17 protein-coding genes and 2 riboswitches are annotated in these 18,552 nt (G+C 63.6%); of the genes, 6 read left to right on the top strand and 11 right to left on the bottom strand.

The genetic code is table 11. The features are described from left to right. Positions 1 to 3 precede the first annotated feature (3 nt). Positions 4 to 771 (top strand): cobalt-precorrin-6A reductase, encoded by a 768-nt coding sequence (locus J3A65_RS17465; RefSeq protein ID WP_245341573.1) that lies wholly within the window; start codon positions 4 to 6, stop codon positions 769 to 771. Here the strand turns inward: J3A65_RS17465 and J3A65_RS17460 are convergent. The 7 genes from J3A65_RS17460 to J3A65_RS17430 are packed head-to-tail and all read right to left on the bottom strand — an operon-like array spanning position 735 to position 8,979. Beyond that, positions 735 to 1,499 (bottom strand): precorrin-3B C(17)-methyltransferase, encoded by a 765-nt coding sequence (locus J3A65_RS17460; RefSeq protein ID WP_209902504.1) that lies wholly within the window; start codon positions 1,497 to 1,499, stop codon positions 735 to 737. The two genes, J3A65_RS17465 and J3A65_RS17460, sit on opposite strands and share 37 nt — an antisense overlap. Next, positions 1,496 to 2,260: a precorrin-2 C(20)-methyltransferase gene (locus J3A65_RS17455; RefSeq protein WP_209902502.1), complete on the bottom strand. Its 765-nt coding sequence runs from the start codon at positions 2,258 to 2,260 to the stop codon at positions 1,496 to 1,498. Before J3A65_RS17455 ends, J3A65_RS17460 begins: the two co-directional genes overlap by 4 nt. After that, positions 2,257 to 2,886, bottom strand: coding sequence for a precorrin-8X methylmutase (locus J3A65_RS17450; RefSeq protein WP_062576932.1), 630 nt, complete (start codon positions 2,884 to 2,886; stop codon positions 2,257 to 2,259). Before J3A65_RS17450 ends, J3A65_RS17455 begins: the two co-directional genes overlap by 4 nt. A 2-nt stretch (positions 2,887 to 2,888) precedes the next feature. After that, on the bottom strand, positions 2,889 to 4,196 hold the full coding sequence (gene cobG / locus J3A65_RS17445; RefSeq protein WP_209902500.1) for a precorrin-3B synthase: 1,308 nt from the start codon (positions 4,194 to 4,196) through the stop codon (positions 2,889 to 2,891). Then, the gene (gene cobN / locus J3A65_RS17440; RefSeq protein ID WP_209902498.1) at positions 4,193 to 7,495 is read right to left on the bottom strand and encodes a cobaltochelatase subunit CobN; all 3,303 of its coding nucleotides are present in this window, start codon (positions 7,493 to 7,495) and stop codon (positions 4,193 to 4,195) included. The genes cobG and cobN overlap by 4 nt, the downstream gene beginning before the upstream one ends. Positions 7,496 to 7,516: 21 nt before the next feature. Then, positions 7,517 to 8,554, bottom strand: coding sequence for a cobalamin biosynthesis protein CobW (gene cobW, locus J3A65_RS17435; RefSeq protein WP_062463585.1), 1,038 nt, complete (start codon positions 8,552 to 8,554; stop codon positions 7,517 to 7,519). Beyond that, complete coding sequence (locus tag J3A65_RS17430) at positions 8,551 to 8,979, bottom strand: DUF1636 family protein (RefSeq protein ID WP_062463591.1); 429 nt, start codon at positions 8,977 to 8,979, stop codon at positions 8,551 to 8,553. Before J3A65_RS17430 ends, cobW begins: the two co-directional genes overlap by 4 nt. 101 nt (positions 8,980 to 9,080) lie before the next feature. Continuing rightward, positions 9,081 to 9,307: riboswitch (cobalamin riboswitch) on the bottom strand. A gap of 58 nt (positions 9,308 to 9,365) precedes the next feature. Then, positions 9,366 to 9,567: riboswitch (cobalamin riboswitch) on the top strand. A gap of 36 nt (positions 9,568 to 9,603) precedes the next feature. On the opposite strand from J3A65_RS17430, the gene J3A65_RS17425 reads away from it, so the two are divergent. Genes J3A65_RS17425 through J3A65_RS17410 form a run of 4 tightly spaced genes read left to right on the top strand, consistent with a single transcriptional unit; the run spans position 9,604 to position 12,637 of the window. After that, the gene (locus J3A65_RS17425; RefSeq protein ID WP_062576923.1) at positions 9,604 to 9,780 is read left to right on the top strand and encodes a CbtB-domain containing protein; all 177 of its coding nucleotides are present in this window, start codon (positions 9,604 to 9,606) and stop codon (positions 9,778 to 9,780) included. Between the two features lie 14 nt (positions 9,781 to 9,794). Then, positions 9,795 to 10,565, top strand: a complete 771-nt coding sequence (locus tag J3A65_RS17420; protein ID WP_209902496.1) for a CbtA family protein — start codon at positions 9,795 to 9,797, stop codon at positions 10,563 to 10,565. Next, entirely contained in the window at positions 10,562 to 11,176 is a 615-nt protein-coding gene (gene cobO, locus J3A65_RS17415; RefSeq protein WP_113112114.1) for a cob(I)yrinic acid a,c-diamide adenosyltransferase, read from the top strand. Before J3A65_RS17420 ends, cobO begins: the two co-directional genes overlap by 4 nt. Positions 11,177 to 11,179: 3 nt before the next feature. After that, positions 11,180 to 12,637: a cobyric acid synthase gene (locus J3A65_RS17410; RefSeq protein ID WP_209902494.1), complete on the top strand. Its 1,458-nt coding sequence runs from the start codon at positions 11,180 to 11,182 to the stop codon at positions 12,635 to 12,637. Here J3A65_RS17410 and cbiB read toward each other — a convergent pair. Further along, positions 12,621 to 13,586: an adenosylcobinamide-phosphate synthase CbiB gene (gene cbiB, locus J3A65_RS17405; protein ID WP_209902492.1), complete on the bottom strand. Its 966-nt coding sequence runs from the start codon at positions 13,584 to 13,586 to the stop codon at positions 12,621 to 12,623. The genes J3A65_RS17410 and cbiB overlap by 17 nt on opposite strands. Between cbiB and cobD the strand changes: the two genes are divergently transcribed. After that, a complete protein-coding gene (gene cobD, locus J3A65_RS17400; RefSeq protein ID WP_209902490.1) occupies positions 13,585 to 14,601 on the top strand; it encodes a threonine-phosphate decarboxylase CobD in 1,017 nt (338 codons plus the stop codon). The two genes, cbiB and cobD, sit on opposite strands and share 2 nt — an antisense overlap. Here cobD and J3A65_RS17395 read toward each other — a convergent pair. From J3A65_RS17395 to J3A65_RS17385, 3 genes are all read right to left on the bottom strand, one after another. After that, entirely contained in the window at positions 14,598 to 15,596 is a 999-nt protein-coding gene (locus J3A65_RS17395; RefSeq protein WP_209902488.1) for a P1 family peptidase, read from the bottom strand. The genes cobD and J3A65_RS17395 overlap by 4 nt on opposite strands. Before the next feature lie 7 nt (positions 15,597 to 15,603). After that, on the bottom strand, positions 15,604 to 17,145 hold the full coding sequence (locus J3A65_RS17390; RefSeq protein WP_209902486.1) for an aldehyde dehydrogenase family protein: 1,542 nt from the start codon (positions 17,143 to 17,145) through the stop codon (positions 15,604 to 15,606). 83 nt (positions 17,146 to 17,228) lie between these two features. Further along, complete coding sequence (locus tag J3A65_RS17385) at positions 17,229 to 18,512, bottom strand: FAD-binding oxidoreductase (RefSeq protein ID WP_209902484.1); 1,284 nt, start codon at positions 18,510 to 18,512, stop codon at positions 17,229 to 17,231. Positions 18,513 to 18,552: the final 40 nt, after the last annotated feature.

Genomic DNA, 18,552 nt, shown 5'->3' with positions numbered 1-18,552 from the left:
AACTTGACTTACTCCATCCTCATTCTGGGCGGGACGACCGAGGCCAAGGCCTTGGCCGGCCGCTTGGCGACCGACCCGGAATACCAGATCCTTGTTTCGCTTGCAGGCCGCACCAAAGCGCCGGCGGAACAGCCAGTGCCCGTGCGGATCGGCGGGTTCGGCGGTGCTGTCGGCCTCGATGCCTTCATCCGTGAGAAGGGCGTGGATCTGCTGATCGACGCGACGCATCCGTTCGCGGCGCAGATTTCCCGCAATGCGGCCGAGGCCGCGGCGTCCTCGGGCGTCGATATCCTGGCTTTGCGCCGTCCCGCCTGGTTGCGTCAGGACGGCGATCGCTGGCAGGAGGTGGGCAGCATCCAGGCCGCGGTCGCAGCGCTCGACATTGCCCCGCGCAAGGTTTTCCTGACGCTCGGCCGACAGGAACTCCTGCCGTTCGAAGTGAGAAAACAGCATCGATACCTGGTGCGCAGCGTTGATCCGGTCGATCCGCCGCTGGACCTGCCGGATGTGACCTATATCACTGCCCGTGGCCCGTTTTCCGAGGACGAAGAGATCCGGCTGCTCGAAGAGCACGGCATCGACCTGATCGTTTCCAAGAACAGTGGCGGTCGTGCCAGTGTGGCCAAGATCAGCGCTGCACGGCGGCTTGGCATAGACGTCATCCTGATCGACCGGCCAGAGCTTCCGGATGTGCCGTCTGCCACAAGCGTGGACGCGCTGGTCGACCGGGTGCGTCACTGGACGCTCTCCCGCAGGAAGCGCGGCGAATAGACGAGCGGCCGGTTGCCGGTTCTTTCGATCAACTTGGTCTCGGCCGTGCCGACGATGACGCAGGTCGCCATGTCGGCCATGTCGCCCTTCGCGTCTGCCAAAGGCACGATCCGGATCGCCTCATCAGGTCTGCCGGCGGCGCGACCGAAGATGACCGGCACCGTGCCCGGCAGGTTGGCGCGCAGGATATCGAAGGCTTCGTCCAGCTGATGCGGCCGCGCCTTGCTGATTGGATTGTAGAAGGCCATGACGAAGCCGGCCGTTGCCGCGGCGACGAGACGCTTTTCGATGATGGCCCAGGGTTTCAGGTTGTTAGAGAGCGAGATGGCGCAGAAATCATGGCCGAGAGGCGCACCCGCCTTGGCGGCAACCGCCAGCATGGCGGTGACGCCCGGAACGATGGACATATCGATGTCGCGCCATTCTGCAGGGCCCTCGTCGATGGCCTCACAGACGGCCGCTGCCATGGCGAAGACGCCGGGATCTCCACCCGAGACGACGCAGACTTTGCCGCCTTTGGCCGCCATGTCGATTGCCGCCTTGGCGCGTGCCAGTTCCTCGCGATTGTCAGAGGCATGGCGGCGTTGGTCCGGTCGCAGGTTCAGCCTGTCGATATAGGGGAAGTAGCCGAAGAAATCGGTCGCCGACGCAACCGCCGAAAGCGCTTCCGGGGTGATCTGGTCCGGATTGCCGGGCCCAAGGCCGACGACCGTCAGCGATCCCGTCATTCTGCCGCTCCATGATCGGGCCCCGGACGATTGGTCCATCCGGGAACGAGCACGAGGGAGAAATAGGGAGCAGGGCTTTCGTCGCGGGTTTCCAGTCGCTCCGAGGCGCCGTTGGCCATGGTGCCGCGTTCGACATAGAGCGCGCCTGAAAGCTTGCCGACTGCGGCCAGCGCCCGGCGGATCTTCGGCAGGTTGCGCCCGACCTTCATGATCACGGCGCCATCGGTATCGGCGAGACGCTCGATCAGCTTTTCTTCAGACAGCGTGCCGGGAAGCACGCTCAGGATATCGTCTCCCTGCACCAGCGGCAGGCCCGTCATCGACCAGCAGCCGGACATTGCGGTGACGCCGGCAATCACGTCCACCTCGTAGCGATCCTTCAGCCGGACATGCAGATGCATGTAGGACCCGTAAAACAGCGGGTCTCCTTCGCTCAGAACCGCGACGGTCTTTCCGGCATCGAGGTAAGCTGCGACTTCTTCGGCCGACCGATCGAAGAAATCGTTGATCGGCGTCTTGTAGTCGGCTTCGTCCTTGTGGGTCTCGACCGTGACCGGATAGACGAGCGGCAGCTCGATCGTGCCCGGGCGGATATGCGCGTCGACGATGGTGCGGCCGTTACCGGAGGAGCCCTTCTTGCAGAAGAAAGCCAGCACATCCGCTTCATTGATGGCACGCACGGCCTTCAGCGTCATCAGTTCCGGATCACCCGGCCCGGTGCCGACGCCGATCAGTCTGCCCTTTATACTTTTGGGGTTCAAAGGCCTGTCCTCGCCAGCGCGTTGACGGCGGCCGCCGTCATGGCCGAGCCGCCCATGCGGCCGCGCACCACGGCATAGGGAATGCCATGCGTCGATTCCATCAGGGCTTCCTTGGATTCGGCTGCACCGACGAAGCCGACCGGCATGCCGATGATCGCGGCGGGGCGTGGTGCACCGGCATCCAGCAGTTCCAGCAGGTGAAACAGGGCCGTCGGCGCATTGCCGATGGCGACCACCGAACCTTCCATCGCGTCCCACAGATCCAGTGCCGCTGCCGATCTCGTGTTGCCGATCGTTTTGGCGAGTTCAATCGTGCGGCTGTCGCGCAACGTGCAGATCACCTCGTTGTCGGCCGGAAGCCTTGCCCGGGTTACCCCCTGTGCCACCATGAATGCGTCGCAATAGATGGGCTTGCCGGCCAGCAGCGCATTGCGGGCTGCAGAAACGAAGTCGTCGGAGAAGCGGAAATGTTCGGCCGCCTCGACCAGGCCGCAGGCGTGGATCATGCGGACTGCGACATCCGCCTGCTCTTCCGAAAATGCGGAAAGGTCGGCTTCCTCGCGTATGATCGCAAAGGACTTCAGATAGATCGCATCGCCTTCGTGGATATAGTCGTAACTGGTCATGGTCATCCTGGTATGGCCGCCTGGCAAAGCCGGTCCGGACCGATCCGGGCAAGGCAGGCAGCGGAATTTTCCCCCGAGCGCCGTTCCGATCGAACGAGAGCGGCAAGGCGGCGAAGCGTGGCGTTGGTATCGGCAAACGCGATGGAAGCAAAGGGTTGGCCGCTCGCTTTCGCCGAGGCAAGCAGCGAAACGTGATCCGGCATACCGCACAGCGTCAGTGCCGTTGCTTGCGGATGGGCGCAGCCCTTAGGGCAGCCGCTCACATGCAGCTTGAACGAGCCGTCCAGCAGATCGGCGCATTCTGTGGCAGCGCGCGTGGCGATCTCGTGGGTGGCAATGGTGCCGGAACGGCAGGCCGGGCGTCCGGTGCAGGCAGCGATATGACCGCGCGGATCGGCAGCCGACGTCACGAAACCGGTGTCTGCGGCAAATGCCGTCAATGTGCGGCACGCGGTCTCGCTGCCGAAGAACAGGAGCGAATGATCGAGCGCCGGTTTGACGGTGCGGATGTCCAGGCGTGTGGCTTCCGTGCAGAGGGCAATCATGTTTCCGGCATGGGTCTGGCCGAATGCCGGGCCTAGGCCGGTCGCGAACGTGCCGCTTGAAAGGGCATGCAGCGTGAAAGGGGAGATGGTTGCGGCAGTAAAATCGTTGGCAGGTAGACCTGAAGCGAGGTCACGACCGCGGGCATCGCTTCCAAGCGAGGCGAGCTTTTCGAGAAGAGAGACGGTCGCCTCGATGGCCTCTGTTTCACGTAAAACGTTGAAAACACGCCCGGAAGCTTCGGTGCCGCCGAGCAGGATCTTCCAGAGGATTTCGCTATCCGCCTCCACGGCGACCAGCCTTATATCAGCGATCAGCCCGGACAGTGTCAGGCGACCCGTACCATCGACGATGACAGATGTCTTTGGCGCAAGGCCTTGGATGTCGCGGTCGCGGTCTCTGATTGCGTCTGCCAGCGGGCGCGGATCGGCGATCTCGGTGGCGTCCTCACCGGCAAGCGGCGGCACGTCGACGGCAAGGCCATCGCGCAGCGGCAGGTCCAGCGCCCGGACCTCGGCCTCGAGCTGCGGCGCAGAGGTTTCGCTCAAGCCGCGGATCTGCAGGTTGCCACGGGCGGAAATGTCGATCATGCCGTTGCCGTGGCGCATTGCCAGGCGGCAGAGATCGGCCAGTTGCTCCGGCGCGATTGCAGCGGTCAGCGGCACGCGCGCAAGCAGGCCGTCGCCCGTCATCATCGGCGCAGAGAGTGCAGGGCAGGCGCCGCGTCTCATGTCCGGTTCGGCTGGGTCGCGTGCGAGTGCTGTCATGCGACCAGCCTTTCGCAGTCGTCTGCCAGCATTTCCAACTCGGCATCCACCGCGTTGCGGCGCGGATGCCAGAGACCGCGATCGAGCGCCGCGCGGAACCGCAGGCCCATGTAGCGGGCGCCTTCGGGGTTCTGGGACAACAGGAAGTCGCGGACTTTTTCGTCACCCAGATAGGCGTCATAGGTCGCATCAATCAGCGATTGCGGAACGGCGTGGGTGGTCTCGGCAAAGCCGATCAGCCGGTCGACGGTTTCGACCAGTTCGGCTGCACCGCGGGGACCGTGGCGCATCTGGCCGGCGATGAAGCGTGGGTTGACGGCACGGGCGCGCACGACCCGGGTCACGGCCTCGGAGATGGAGCGGGCTTTCGGCTTCTGCGGATCGGTCGTATCGAGCGCGATCACATCCGCCTTGCCGCCAAGTGCCGCGACGGCTGCGGAAAAGCCGCCGATGAAGGCAACGTCGGCGGACCCGTCGAGAAGATCGCGGCCGGGATCGTCGCCGGTATGGACAAGCAGGTTGGCGCTGCCGATCCGCTCGGCAAACCCGCCGGGAACGTGAATGCCATCGCCATCGGCACCGCCGAATGCGTGGCTGGTAGCGTCGAGATAGAGACGGCCGAGTTCCTCGCGTTCGCCCCAGCTGCCGTCGGCAAGCTTTTCCTCTATGCCGGCACCGTAGGTGCCGGGGGCCGAGCCGAAGATGCGCGGGGGCACGTGGCCGAGCGTCTGTGCGTCTTCCGCCAGCGGATTGTCGCCCGGGGCCTCCTCGCGCGCCGCAATCGCCCGCATGGCGGCATCGAGAAGTGCGATCAGTGCCGGAAACATGTCACGGAACAGGCCTGAAATTCGAAGGCTCACATCGATACGCGGGCGTCCAAGCGTCGCTGGCGCCAGAACCTCGATACCGGTGACGCGGCCGGTTGCGGCGTCCTGGACGGGTCTGGCACCCATCAGCGCCAGAACCTGCGCCACTTCCTCGCCGCCGCTTCGAAGTGAAGCGCTGCCCCAGAGGTCGAAGACGAGGCTTTTCGGCCAGTCGCCATGGTCCTGCAGGTATCTGCGCAAAATCTCGTCTGCGGCGCGCTTGCCGAGTTCGAAGGCGGTCGGGGTCGGCAGGGTGCGCGGATCGCTGGGGTAGAGATTGCGCCCGGTCGGCATCACGTCGCGGCGGCCACGGGCGGGTGCGCCCGACGGTCCGGGGCGGATATGCCGGCCATCTAGCGCATCGATCAGTGCCTGCATTTCGGTTCCGGCACTGGCGATCCGCAGCGGATCGTCGTCACCGTCGGCGACTTCACCAAACACGTGCTGGCCATCCTTGATGGCGAAGTCCTTGAGGTCGCAGAGAAACGCGTCGATGCGGCTGAGTGCGGTGTCGGGGTCGTCATCACTTGTGATGCCGGCCTCGGATGCCAGTCCGCAGTCGGCCGCAGTCTCGACGATCAGTTTCGCCAGCCGGTCGCGGCGGCGCCGATCGAGCCCGTCGGCCTGCGCGTATTCGTCGACCAGCAGCTCAAATTTCGTCTGCTCAACCGAAAGGCCCGCACCGGCCAGAACCGGCGGCAGGTGACCGATGGTGACCGCAGAAATGCGCCGCTTAGCAACCGCCGCCTCGCCGGGATTGGATACGATGAACGGATAGATGACCGGCAGGCCGCCGGTTACGAGTTCCGGAAAGCAGTCTTTCGATAGCGCCACTGTCTTTCCCGGCAGCCATTCCAGCGTGCCATGGGCGCCGACATGAACGATCGCATGGGCTCCTACGGCATCGCGCATCCACTGACCGAACGCATTGAGGGCATGGCGCGGCGGCAGGTCGGGGCTGTGATAGTCGGCGCGGCGGTCTGCATCGCGGCCGCGGTCCGGGGCAAGCGCCACCGTGACATTGCGGAATTGCGCGGCGCGGAAACGGTAGGCACCGTCTTCCAGATCCGCATCCATTGCGGGCTCGCCCCAGGCGGAATCAATGCCAGCTGAAGGGCTGTAGGTTGCCAGCGGATATTGCACTGTCCTGGCGGCCAGAAGATCCAGAAGCGCGCGCGGGGTTTGCGGGATATCGGAAATAGAGTAGCCGGCTGTCGATAGCGTGCTGAGGATCGTGAGAACGCTTTGCGGCACGTCGAGGCCGACGGCATAACCGGTGCGGCCCGGCGCACTCGGATAATCCGGCATCAGGATGACGAGCTTTCGCTCGGCGCGGGACACAGTCTTCATGGCCAGGAAGGCGGCGATCCGGTCTGCGACGTGTTCGATACGGTCAGGTTCGGGCTGGTTGATGAGATCGGCCGTCTTGTCGCCGGCCTTGAACGAGATCGCGCCGGCGAGAATGCGGCCGTCCAGTTCCGGCAGCACGACATGCATGGCAAGATCAGAAGGGTTGAGGCCGCGGCGGCCTTCCATCCATCCGTCCCGCCGAGTCGTTGCGGTGACCAGCTGGAAGACGGGAATCCCTGAGCGGTCGAAAATCGTGTCGCCGTTGTCGTCGGTCGCACTTGCAAAGGCTGTCGTGGTGAGAATGGCCGCCGGATCGAGCTCTGCGATCGCTTGTTCGACAAAGCCGATGGTTTCTGCATCCTTCAAGCCGCCGACGAACATCGGCATCGGTGCGAAACCGCGGGCGGCAAGTGCTTCATACATCGCGTCGATCGGTGCTGCATCGTTGGCAAGCAAGGTGGAGCGGTAGAACAGGATCGGCAGCCGCTGCGCATGGGGCGGGAAGCCAGCCAGAAGCTCCTCGCCGGTCGAGATGCCGTGGCCGGGCTTGTAGAAGCCCCGCTTCGGCATCGGCGTCGGGGTCGGCAAGCTTTGCGTATCGCCGTTTGCCAGGGCATCCAGGCGGCGCGCCAGAAGCTGCATATTGTCCGGCCCGCCTTCGCGGAAGAAGGCGAGAACGTCCATCAGCGTTGCATCGGGCACGGTCGAGGCAGCGGCCAGGCGGTCATCGCTGATGCTGCATTCGCCCGGCAGCATTGCGAGCGGGATCTTCTTGCGCTTCGCCAGCCGCGACAACTGATCGGCGCCATAGGCCCAGCGATCGTAGCCGCCTAGAATGCGCACGAGGATGAAGCGCGCATGGGCCGCGGTCTTTTCGAGCCAGAGATCGACGGACATCGGATGGCGCAGGTCGGAGATATTGGTAAGGCAGAGGCTCGCCTTGCCATTACTCCAACCCGCTGCGATGCCGTTGAGGTCACTGCCGGAAAAAGACAGCACCACCACATCCGCCGGCGACTGGTTAAGGTCGACCGGCTCGATCAGGTCGTCGAGCGACGACGAGGTGGTGGCGAGAATATGCATCGTTTTCCTTCTACAGCCCTCTTATGCCGCCAGCATCTTTTCGATCGCAGCCCGGTCCATCCCCTTTTCGCCGATCACGACGAGGCGGCTCTGGCGGGTCTCGCCGGCACCCCAGGCGCGGTCGAAATAGTGGTTCACGCGTGAACCGACAGCCTGCACCTGAAGGCGCATCGGCTTGTTCGCGACGTCGACAAACCCCTTGATGCGCAGCACGTTTTCCGCTTCCGCCGTGGCGGAAATGCGGGCAGCGAGTTCGTCCGCATCGGCAACGGCTGGAATATCGATGACGAAACTGTCGAAATCGTCGTGATCGTGATCCAGCTCATCGTCGTGATGGGTCTTGCGGTTTTCGATATCGTCCTCGACGGCAAGGCCGAGACCGATCAGCACGCTCGGATCGACGGCGCCGTTTGCGGCGGGCACGATCTTGACCGCGCGCGGCAGATGCGCCTGGACACGGCCCTTGGCGGCGGCAAGCGATGCCTGGTCGAGAAGGTCGGTCTTGGTCAGCACGATCATATCGGCGCAGGCAATCTGGTCCTCGAACACTTCCTCGACCGGATCGTCGTGGTCAATCGAGCTGTCCTGGCTGCGCTGCGCTTCCAGCGCTTCGTGATCATCGGCAACGCGACCTTGCGCAAGCGCCAGACCGTCCACCACGGCAATGACGGCATCCACGGTGACGCGGGCCTTCACATCCGGCCACTGGAAGGCTTGGACGAGCGGCTTCGGCAGGGCAAGGCCGGAGGTTTCGATCAGGATGTGGTCGACGCGCGGTTCGCGGGCCAGGATCTGGTCGATCGCCGGAACGAAGTCGTCGGCGACGGTGCAGCAGATGCATCCGTTGGCAAGCTCTATAATGTTGTCGTCAGGGCAGCTTTCGATGCCGCAGCTCTTCAACACGTCGCCATCGATGCCGACATCGCCGAACTCGTTGACGATGATCGCGAGGCGCTTGCCCTTGAGGTTTTCGATCAGGTGACGGATCAGCGTGGTCTTGCCGGCACCGAGAAACCCGGTGATCACGGTGCAGGGAACGCGGTCGAATGAAACGCTCATGAAGGCAGGTCCTCGTGGTGCTGGAATGGGGGAATGCGGGCCGTCATGCCCTTGCCGCGAAGGCACATGGGGCGGCCGCGAAGGGGAAGTAAACCGCGCTCGTCGTCAGCCAGCATCATCGCGCCGACCAAGATGTCCTCGACCGTGTCGAGCGACAGATGACCAAAGACATAGGACCAGCCGGAGCGATGGTTGAAGGCAGCACTTGGGCCTTTTTCGCAGTTGGCAAGGCAGGTGACGGGTTTGACGGAAAGCGGCTTGCCGGCGGCAGCCTCGCGAAGGGCGTCCATCAGGACGATGCCCGGGCGCGCTTCGCTGTCGGATGCCTCGCGACAATTGGTGCAGACGAAAATCGTCACATCCGGCTCGCCGGCAAGGCCGTCTGCGGCCGCGTCGCGCTCGTCTTTTCGTTCGTCAATCACCATCGTGTCGCACTACCGCCCAAGTCAATAACATCGGGGTGCACGACAGGAAGGCAAGCCTATCCTGCAGAGTGAAAGAAGCTTTTCCGGAGCACCCCGCCCGGAAAGGCATGTTTTCGAACGGCAGGTCTCCTGGCTCGCGGGTCGTCACCATCCGCCTGCCTTCCCGGATTTCTCCAGTGGCCATAGTGGCAGGATGGCTCGCCGCTTACAGTTGCGGGGGCAGCCGCGGCATTGAACCATGGGATCTCAAAGATGATCCCGGGCTCGCACCGCATTCTCTCTTAGCCCCTACCGTTGCCGGCAAGGGACCGTATCGCAGTCACCTAAGCCTTGTCGCAGGGCAGTGTCAATGTCGCAAAGGCGATTGCCCGTGTGGGGAAACCGTCTATAGTGACCCTGTCTTTGGTGCCCGAGAGGGCTCATCGAAGGGAATGCGGTGCGACGATATCTTGACGTCAAACCCGCGGCTGCCCCCGCAACTGTAAGCGGAAAGTCTCTGCTCAACATGCCACTGGAGACATCCGGGAAGGCGGGTCAGAGGCGTTCGATCCGCGAGCCAGGAGACCTGCCGGAGACGATAGGCACAGTGAAAGTCCTCGGGTGGAGGGCAGAAAGACGACGTCCATGGTTACGAACTCTGCTGCCGGTGCAGCCAGCGTTTCCGCATCGAAAATCATTCCTCTTGGCATGACAGCCATACTCGGCCTGTTCATCGTCGGCTTTGTCGGCTTTTCGCATATCGAGGCTGTGCACAATGCGGCTCACGATACGCGCCACTCGCTGGCCTTTCCCTGCCACTAAGAGGAATTCCTTAAATGTCGCTGTTTCGAAACATCGTCCTCACGGCGGTGATCGCAGGGCTTTTGTCCGGGCTCCTGATGACCGTGATGCAAAGCTTTTCCGTCGTGCCGCTTATTCTCGCAGCGGAGACCTATGAACACGCCGGCGGCAACGGCGCTGGACATAGCCATGGCACAGCTCCGAATACGGTAGCCAGCACTGCAGCGCCGGCTTCCGCTCAGCATGATCCCGCCGAAGAGGCATGGGCGCCGGCTGACGGGATCGAGCGCTTTGCCTACACGGCTGCGGCCAATGCGCTTTCTGCCATCGGTTTTGCGCTGGTTGCCATCGCCATTGCCGAAGCACTCGGCGGGTTTGGTGGATGGCGCGGCGGGTTGATGTTCGGCATTGCCGGTTTCCTCACCGTCAGCCTTGCACCCGGCCTCGGTCTTCCGCCGGAACTCCCGGGCATGCCCGTCGCCGAACTCGGACCGCGGCAGCTCTGGTGGATCGCGACGGCAGTCTGCACCGCCCTGGCCCTCGGGCTGCTTGCCTATACCCGCTCCGCCCTTCTTGCGGCTCTGGCGGTCGTCCTGCTGGTTGCTCCGCACATCATCGGTGCACCGTTGCCGCCGACCCATGACACCGCGGTGCCGATCGAACTGCATGCGCGGTTCGTCAATGCCGTCTACGCGACGAACCTCGTCTTCTGGGCCGTTCTCGGCGCGCTTTCCGGCGTCATCCGCGAGCGTTTCCGTGCCGGTGAGGAAATTTCGACCACGTCCAAGGAGCTTGCAGTCCGTTGAAGGAAATCGATCAGACCACCGAGCAGCGCCACCGCGCCAAGATGGAAAACCGCAAGGCGGTTCAGGATGCCGAAGTCGCGGAGAAGACCGTCGAGAAGGGGCTCCTCATGGTTCATACCGGCTCCGGCAAGGGCAAGTCGACGGCGGCCTTCGGGCTGGCCTTGCGGACGCTCGGCCACAACCGCCGCGTCGGCATCGTGCAGTTCATCAAGGGCGCATGGTCAACCGGCGAGCAGCCGGCGCTTGCTGTGTTCGGTGACCGCATTGCCTGGCACACGATGGGCGAGGGCTTTACCTGGGAAACCCAGGATCTCAAACGCGACATCGCCGCTGCCGAGAAGGCCTGGGGCATGGCACTCGAACTGATGGCGGATGAAACGATCGGCCTCGTCATTCTCGACGAACTCAATATCGCGTTGCGTTACGATTATCTCGATCTCGAAACGGTCGTTGCCCAGTTACAGGCGCGCCGGGCGGATCTGCACGTGGTCGTCACCGGCCGTAATGCAAAACCGGCTCTGATCGAGGCGGCGGATCTGGTGACCGAGATGACGCTCGTCAAGCATCACTTCAAGGCCGGCGTCAAAGCCCAGGCCGGCATCGAGTTCTGACGGGTGGTGGCGCGCGCTCTCATGTTTCAGGGGACAGGCTCGGATGTGGGCAAGTCGCTGGTCGTTGCCGGGCTTGCCCGCGTCTTGACGCTGCGGGGCTTGAGTGTCCTGCCCTTCAAGCCGCAGAACATGTCCAACAATGCTGCGGTCACTGCCGATGGCGGCGAGATCGGCCGGGCGCAAGCCCTGCAGGCGAGGGCGGCCAGCGTGCCGCTCAGCGTCCATATGAACCCGGTTCTGTTGAAGCCCCAAAGCGAAGTCGGCGCCCAAGTGGTGGTGCAGGGCAGGGTCGAGGGCAATGCCAAGGCGGCCGAATACCAGCTTCTGAAGCCGAGGCTGCTTTCGCGGGTGCTTGAGAGCTTCGAGATCCTGAAAGCCAGGGCAGACCTCGTCCTCGTCGAGGGGGCCGGCAGCGCGTCCGAAATCAACCTTCGCCAGAACGACATTGCCAATATGGGTTTTGCCCGCGCTGCCGATGTGCCGGTGGTTCTGATCGGCGATATCGACCGGGGCGGCGTGATTGCGAGCCTCGCCGGCACCAAACTCGTCATCGATGACGATGACGCTGATATGATCCACGGCTTTATCGTCAACCGCTTTCGCGGCGATCCGGCCTTGTTTGCCGAGGGCATGCGGATGATCGGTGCGTTTACCGGCTGGCAGTCGATCGGACTGTTGCCGCATTTCGCCGATGCAGCACTTCTGCCGGCAGAAGATGCGCTTGGCCTGACCCAGTCGTTTGCACGCAAGCCCGGCGCGAAACTGCGTATCGCAGTGCCGATCCTGCCGCATATTTCCAATTTTGATGATCTCGATCCGCTGGAAGCGGAGCCGGATGTCGAGCTCATCCGTGTCAGGCGCGGTGAGGCCATTCCAGGTGACTGCGATCTCGTGTTGCTGGTCGGCTCCAAGGCGACGATCGCTGATCTGGCGGCGCTGCGGGAAGCGGGCTTCGATACGGATATCGCGGCTCATCACAGGCGCGGCGGGCGCGTTCTCGGGCTGTGCGGCGGGTACCAGATGCTCGGCAGACGGATATCGGATCCGGAGGGATCGGAGGGCCCTCCCGGTTCGGCGGAAGGGCTGGGGCTTCTCGATGTCGAAACCGTGCTGTCGGCGTCAAAGCGGCTGGAGGCTGTCGAGGGTGTCAGCTCCGACGGGATATCCTTCGCCGGCTATGAAATGCATACGGGTCATACCACCGGCGCCGACTGTTCACGTCCGTTTTCGAGCATTGCCGGCACTCCGGAAGGTGCGTCGTCTCGGGATGGCAGGGTGGTCGGCACCTATGTGCACGGATTGTTTTCCGACGACCGGCAGCGTTCGGCCTGGCTGTCTCGCCTCGGCGGTACGGTGTCGGGCCTGAATTACGAAGCCAATGTCGATGCCATTCTCGATCGCCTTGCCGCGCATATGGAGCAGCATCTCGATATCGACGGATTGCTCAAAATTGCCAGATGAGCAGCGCCAGAATGCCGAACAGGCCGATCAGCAGCGCATCCGCCACGCGCGCAAGCTTGAGGGCGCGGGTAATGTCGTCGAAATTCAGGTTGGTCCGGTTGCCTTCTCCCATGTAGCGGGCTTCGATCATCTGGCCGCCGTAACTGCGGGGACCAGCCAGCGCAATGCCAAGCGCACCCGCCATCGCCGCTTCCGGCCAGCCGGCGTTCGGCGAACGATGATGTTTCGCGTCCCGGCGGATTGCACGCATGGCATCGCGGGGCGAGGCGTCCTTGACGAAGACAGCGGCCACGACGAACAGCGCGGCCGTCAGCCGCGAGGCCGGCAGATTGATCAGGTCATCGAACCGGGCCGCGGCCCAGCCGAACGCTTCATGACGCGGCGACCGGTGGCCGATCATGCTGTCGGCGGTATTGGCAGCCTTGTAGGCCGCGCCGCCCGAGAGGCCGCCGATGCCGAGCCAGAAGGCAGGGGCGACGACGCCGTCCGAAAAATTCTCGGCCAGGCTTTCGATCGCAGCACGGCAAACCGCGGCGTCATCGAGCTTTTCCGGATCGCGGCCGACAATCATCGAGACGGCCTTGCGTCCAGCGTCGAGCCCGTTGTAGCGCAAGGCGGTTGCCACGGCTTCCACGTGAGTCTCAAGACTCTTCTGGGCAGGCAGGCTGGCTGCTGCAAGAACGAGAAGGATCGGTCCGAAGGGCAAAAGCATGAGGATGGCCGCAATCGCCAGTGCCGCAGCGACGGTGCAGCCGATCAGGACGATGAGCGCGAGAATGCCCATGCGTTTGCGGCTGGCGAAATCATCGCCCTCGCGGTTCCATCTTCTGTCGAGTGCGGATATCAGCGCGCCGATCCAGGTGACAGGATGGCCGACGCGTTTGAACAGCCAGTCCGGATAGCCGACGATGCGCTCGGTGATCAGTGCGAAGAATGCGAGAAGGAACATGACGTTGGCGATCTCTGAGTTGGGCAGTCCGATACAGCATGGCGGCAACCTTGCCATGGCGCGCGCGCTGTTTCCTCACGCGCCCGAGCCGTGGATCGATCTGTCGACCGGCATCAACCCGCATTCCTATCCGCATACGCCGATCCCCGGCAATGTTTTTGCGCGTCTGCCGGAGCCTTCATCGCTCGAGAGGCTGAGGGCCGCAGCGGCTGAGGCATATCGGGCACCGTCACCCGCTCATATCGTGGCCGGGCCGGGAACGCAGATCCTGCTGCCGATCATCGCCGGTCTTGTCGGAGCGACCGGAACGGCAGCTATTCTATCGCCCACCTATGCGGAACATGCGCGTGCCGCGACGATGGCAGGCTTTAAGGTTCTGGAGACGGATGATCTCGGCGATCTTGCGACATCCAGTCTCGCCGTCATCGTCAACCCGAACAATCCGACCGGGCGGATCGTGTCGACGGATGACATTCTGGCGCTGGCCGAAATCATGCGCGCGAAGGGCGGGCTGCTCGTCGTCGATGAGGCCTTCATGGATGTGTCGGAAGCGCAGAGCGTTGTCGGCGCTGTCGGCGAGGGCGGGCTGATCGTGTTGCGCTCCTTCGGCAAGTTCTATGGCATGGCCGGCCTGCGGCTGGGCTTTGCGATCGGCCATCCCGATATCACCGTGAAGATCGAGGAGAGGCTCGGGCCCTGGGCGGTCTCCGGTCCGGCTTTGCATGTGGCATCCGAAGCGCTGGCCGATGCCGATTGGCAGGCCGCTATGCGAACCAGGCTCGGCGCAGATGCTGGGAGGCTGGACGCAGCTCTGTCCGCTGCCGGCATTCCGGTCTTCGGCGGCACGTCATTGTTTCGTTTTATACGTGACAGGCGTGCTCAAGGTCTCTTCCAGCATCTCGGCGAACACGGGATCATCACTCGCCGCTTTAGCGAGCGTCCGGACGATCTACGGCTGGGGATGCCTGAAGAGAAGGACTGGTCTCGGCTGGAAGCGGCACTCGGAGACTTTTAGCCGCCGAACCGGTCTCGCCAGGATGGTTGGGCGTTAGCGTTTGGCAGCGCGGTCGCCTCGAATACACCCCTAGCAACGGCTCTTGCCGTGACCAGGGTCGCGAGGTGGCAGAGTTCGGCGAAGGCGCCCATGTCATCCATCGGGACCTTTCCGGTGGCGGCTGAAAAGATCGTGTCGCCATCTCCCGGCAGATGTGCCGGCAAGACGGCGCGTGCCAGTCCGTCATGGGCCATGATCGACAGCCTGTGCGCCTGCGCCTTGGTCAGAACTGCATCCGTGACGATTACGCCGATCGTGGTTGCCTTCAACGTCACGCCCTTCATTCGCAGGGCCGTGTGGTCGGCCGTGAATGTCGCGGGAAGGCCGAGACCACCGAATTCATCATTCTCTTCGAACGGTGCCGACCAGAAATGCTTGGTATCACCGACCGTTGCGGCGCCCATGGCATTCACGGCCATGAGGACGGCAATCGTGTGCCCGGACGCGGTCTTCGCGCTTGCCGAACCGATGCCGCCCTTGACGGTCGCGGTCGTAGCGCCGGTGCCGGCCCCGACTGTGCCGAGCGCGAATGTGCCTTTCTGGGCGGCGCATAAGGCGTCGTAGCCCATGTCGCGATAGGGAGAATGGAGGCCCCAGTCCTTGTTGCCGCCGTTCAGAAGATCCATGAGGATTGCCTGCGGCACGATCGGCACTTTGGCAGAACCGACGGGAAAGCCGCGGCCGATCTGGCGCAGGCCCGCCTGCACCCCGCCGGCTGCGTCCAGCCCAAAGGCCGAGCCGCCCGAGAGAACGAAGGCATCGACTGTCTGCACCGTCATGGACGGGTCGAGAAGGGCGGTCTCGCGCCCACCCGGTGCACCGCCGAGAACCGAGCCGGAGGCGACCGCCGGCTCGTCGAAGATGATCGCGGTGACGCCCGAGCCAAGCTGCAGATCGGTCGCGTGGCCAACGGCCACGCCCTCGATATCGGTAAGGAGGTTCAATGGCGCCTTCATGCAAGCATCAGTCGATATCGAACTTGACGCCCTGCGCGAGCGGCAGGGTGCGGCCATAGTTCACGGTGTTGGTGGCGCGGCGCATATAGGCGCGCCATGCATCGGAGCCCGATTCGCGGCCGCCGCCGGTTTCCTTTTCGCCGCCGAAAGCGCCACCGATTTCAGCGCCCGAAGGGCCGATATTCACATTGGCAATGCCGCAATCGGAACCGCGCGCCGATACGAAGGCTTCGGCTTCCCGGATGTCGTTGGTGAAGATCGACGAGGACAGGCCCTGCGGCACATCGTTATGCAGCGCAATCGCTTCGTCGAAGTCCTGATATCTGATGACGTAGAGGATCGGTGCGAAGGTTTCGTCTCTGACCGGGCCGGTCTGATCAGGCATTTCGACGATGGCCGGACGCACGTAATAGGCATCAGCCGCTTCGCCATCCAGCAGGCGTTCACCGCCAACGACTGTGCCTCCGGCGGCCTTGGCTGCCTCGAGTGCTGCCTGCATTTTGTCGAAAGCGGCCTGATCGATCAGCGGGCCGACGAGATTGCCGTCCTGCAGCGGGGAGCCGATGGTGACCGACTGGTAGGCCTTGGCAAGGCGCGGCACGAGCGCATCATAGACGCTGTCATGGACGAAGAGGCGGCGGAGCGTCGTGCAGCGCTGTCCGGCTGTGCCCATGGCAGAGAAGGCGACACCGCGCAGGGTCAGATCGAGATCGGCCGTCTGGGTGACGATCGCGGCGTTGTTGCCGCCGAGTTCGAGAATGGAGCGGGCAAAGCGCTTGGCCAGCCGCGGACCGACTTCGCGGCCCATGCGGGTCGAGCCGGTCGCAGAGACCAGCGGCACCTTGTCGTGGTCAACGAGGATTTCGCCGATGTCGCGGCCGCCGATCAGCAGGGTCGAGAGGTTTTGTGGGGCTTTTCCACCGTCGGCGACATAGCGCGACAGTGCCTTTTCGAAGATCGCCTGGGTGGCGAGTGCGGTGAGCGGGGTCTTTTCCGAAGGCTTCCAGATGGTGGAATTGCCGCAGACGAGGGCAAGCGCTGCATTCCACGACCAGACGGCGACGGGGAAGTTGAAGGCGGAGATGATGCCGACGGGGCCAAGCGGATGCCAGGTTTCCATCATCCGGTGCTCGGAACGCTCGGTTGCAATCGTCAGGCCGTAGAGCTGGCGCGAGAGGCCGACTGCGAAATCGCAGATGTCGATCATTTCCTGGACTTCACCGAGACCTTCGGATGTGACCTTGCCGACTTCGATCGACACGAGGCGACCGAGGGAAGTCTTGGCGGCACGCAGTTCCTCGCCCAGCAGCCGGATCAGTTCACCGCGCTTGGGCGCCGGCACAAGGCGCCATTCGAGGAAGGCCTGATGCGCTGCGTCGATTGCCGCTCTCGCATCGTCTGCGCTCACTTCCGGCAGCTTGCCGATTTCCGTGCCCGTGATCGGCGAGCGGACGTTGAGTGTCCCGCCCTTGTACTGGTCGGCTGTGACGCCGAGATCAGCAAAGATCTTGTCCACTTCGGCGACGAGGTCGAGTTTGGCGAGCGTCATGTCGGTCTCCGGATATCGAAATTTGGGGTCAATCTACAAATCGGCGCCGGTTTGACAACAGGTGCGCCGATATTCGTTCTGGGTCAGAAGCGTTCGCCCGTGAAATGAGCGATCTGGGCGCCGGCCTCGTAATAGGCTTCCTTTATGGTGCGAAAGCCTGGTTCCGTGACCGTGGTCAGCGGCAGCGGCAGGTCTTCCTCGGTGATCTCGCCAAGGATATGGCGGGCAAGAACCTTGCCGAAATTGGTGCCCGGCGAGATGCCGCGACCGTTATAGCCGGAAAAGCCGATGACGTTGCGGCCGAATTTGTGGAAGCGCGGCAGGGCGTTGTCGGTCATGCCGATCTTGCCATACCATTCGGCCTCGAATTCCACGTCGCCAAGCTGCGGGAAAAGCCGCTTCAGCGACCGCCGCGCCCAGGATTTGTGGATGTCGAGGCCCGTTCCGCGCAATGCGCCGACGGACCCGAAGACAAGGCGGCCGGCTTGGTCCATCCGGAAGGAGGACAGGACTTCCTTCGTATCCCAGCAGCCTTCGGAATTCGGCAGGACCGATCCGCGCAGGTTGGCGGACAGCGGCTTTGTTGCCAGGTTGAAATAGGGCAGGTGCACCTGTTCGCGCCGTATCTGCGCCCATGGGCCGGTGCTGTAGGCGTCGGTCGATACGATGATCCAGTCGGCGTGAACTTCGCCGTCAGCAGTCTTGACGATCTTCTTGCCATCGGCCTCGGACGTCTCGATGACGGCGCTAGCCGTGTGGAGTTTCGCCCCGGCCCTGATGGCCACATGGGCGAGGCCGCGGGCATAGGCGAGCGGCTGAAGCGTGCCGGCGCGCATGTCGAGGAGCGCGCCCGAATAGGCGTTCGTGCCGATCCGGCGTTCGGTCTCTGCGGCATCCAGCATGGTGACCGGGGCACCGCGCTTTTGCCATTGGCGCGCGCGTTCCTCCAGTTCCCGCAGTCCCTTGTCACCGACAGCGCAGTGGAGCGTGCCGTTGGTTTCGAGCTCGCAGGCGATGGCGTGCTTCTCGATCAGTTCGCGGACGAGGTAGGGGCCGTTGCCGAGCAGGTCGAGTGCCCGTTCGCCGTAGAGATCGCCGAGTTCTTTCGGAAAATCGTCGGGCATGACCCACATGCCGGCGTTGATCAGCCCGACATTGCGGCCGGCACCGCCAAAGCCGATCTCGGCGGCCTCGAGGAGAACCACGTCGACACCGCGTTCCGCCAGATGCAAGGCCGCGGAGAGACCGGTGTAACCGCCGCCGACGATCACCACGTCCGACGACGTTGATCCTCTCAGAGGAAGAGTGGAAGGAGCCGCAGGAGCAGTTCTTTCCCAGAGGCCGTGGGAGCGCTGGTCGTCGAGCATCGAAAGTTCCCGCACTTTATGTTTTGCAGACTTTACAGAA

The organism is Rhizobium sp. PvP014 (assembly GCF_017876855.1).
Taxonomy (GTDB): Bacteria; Pseudomonadota; Alphaproteobacteria; order Rhizobiales; family Rhizobiaceae; genus Neorhizobium; species Neorhizobium soli.
Note: the sequence above shows the minus strand (reverse complement) of the source record. Positions and strands in the feature narration are given on the sequence as shown.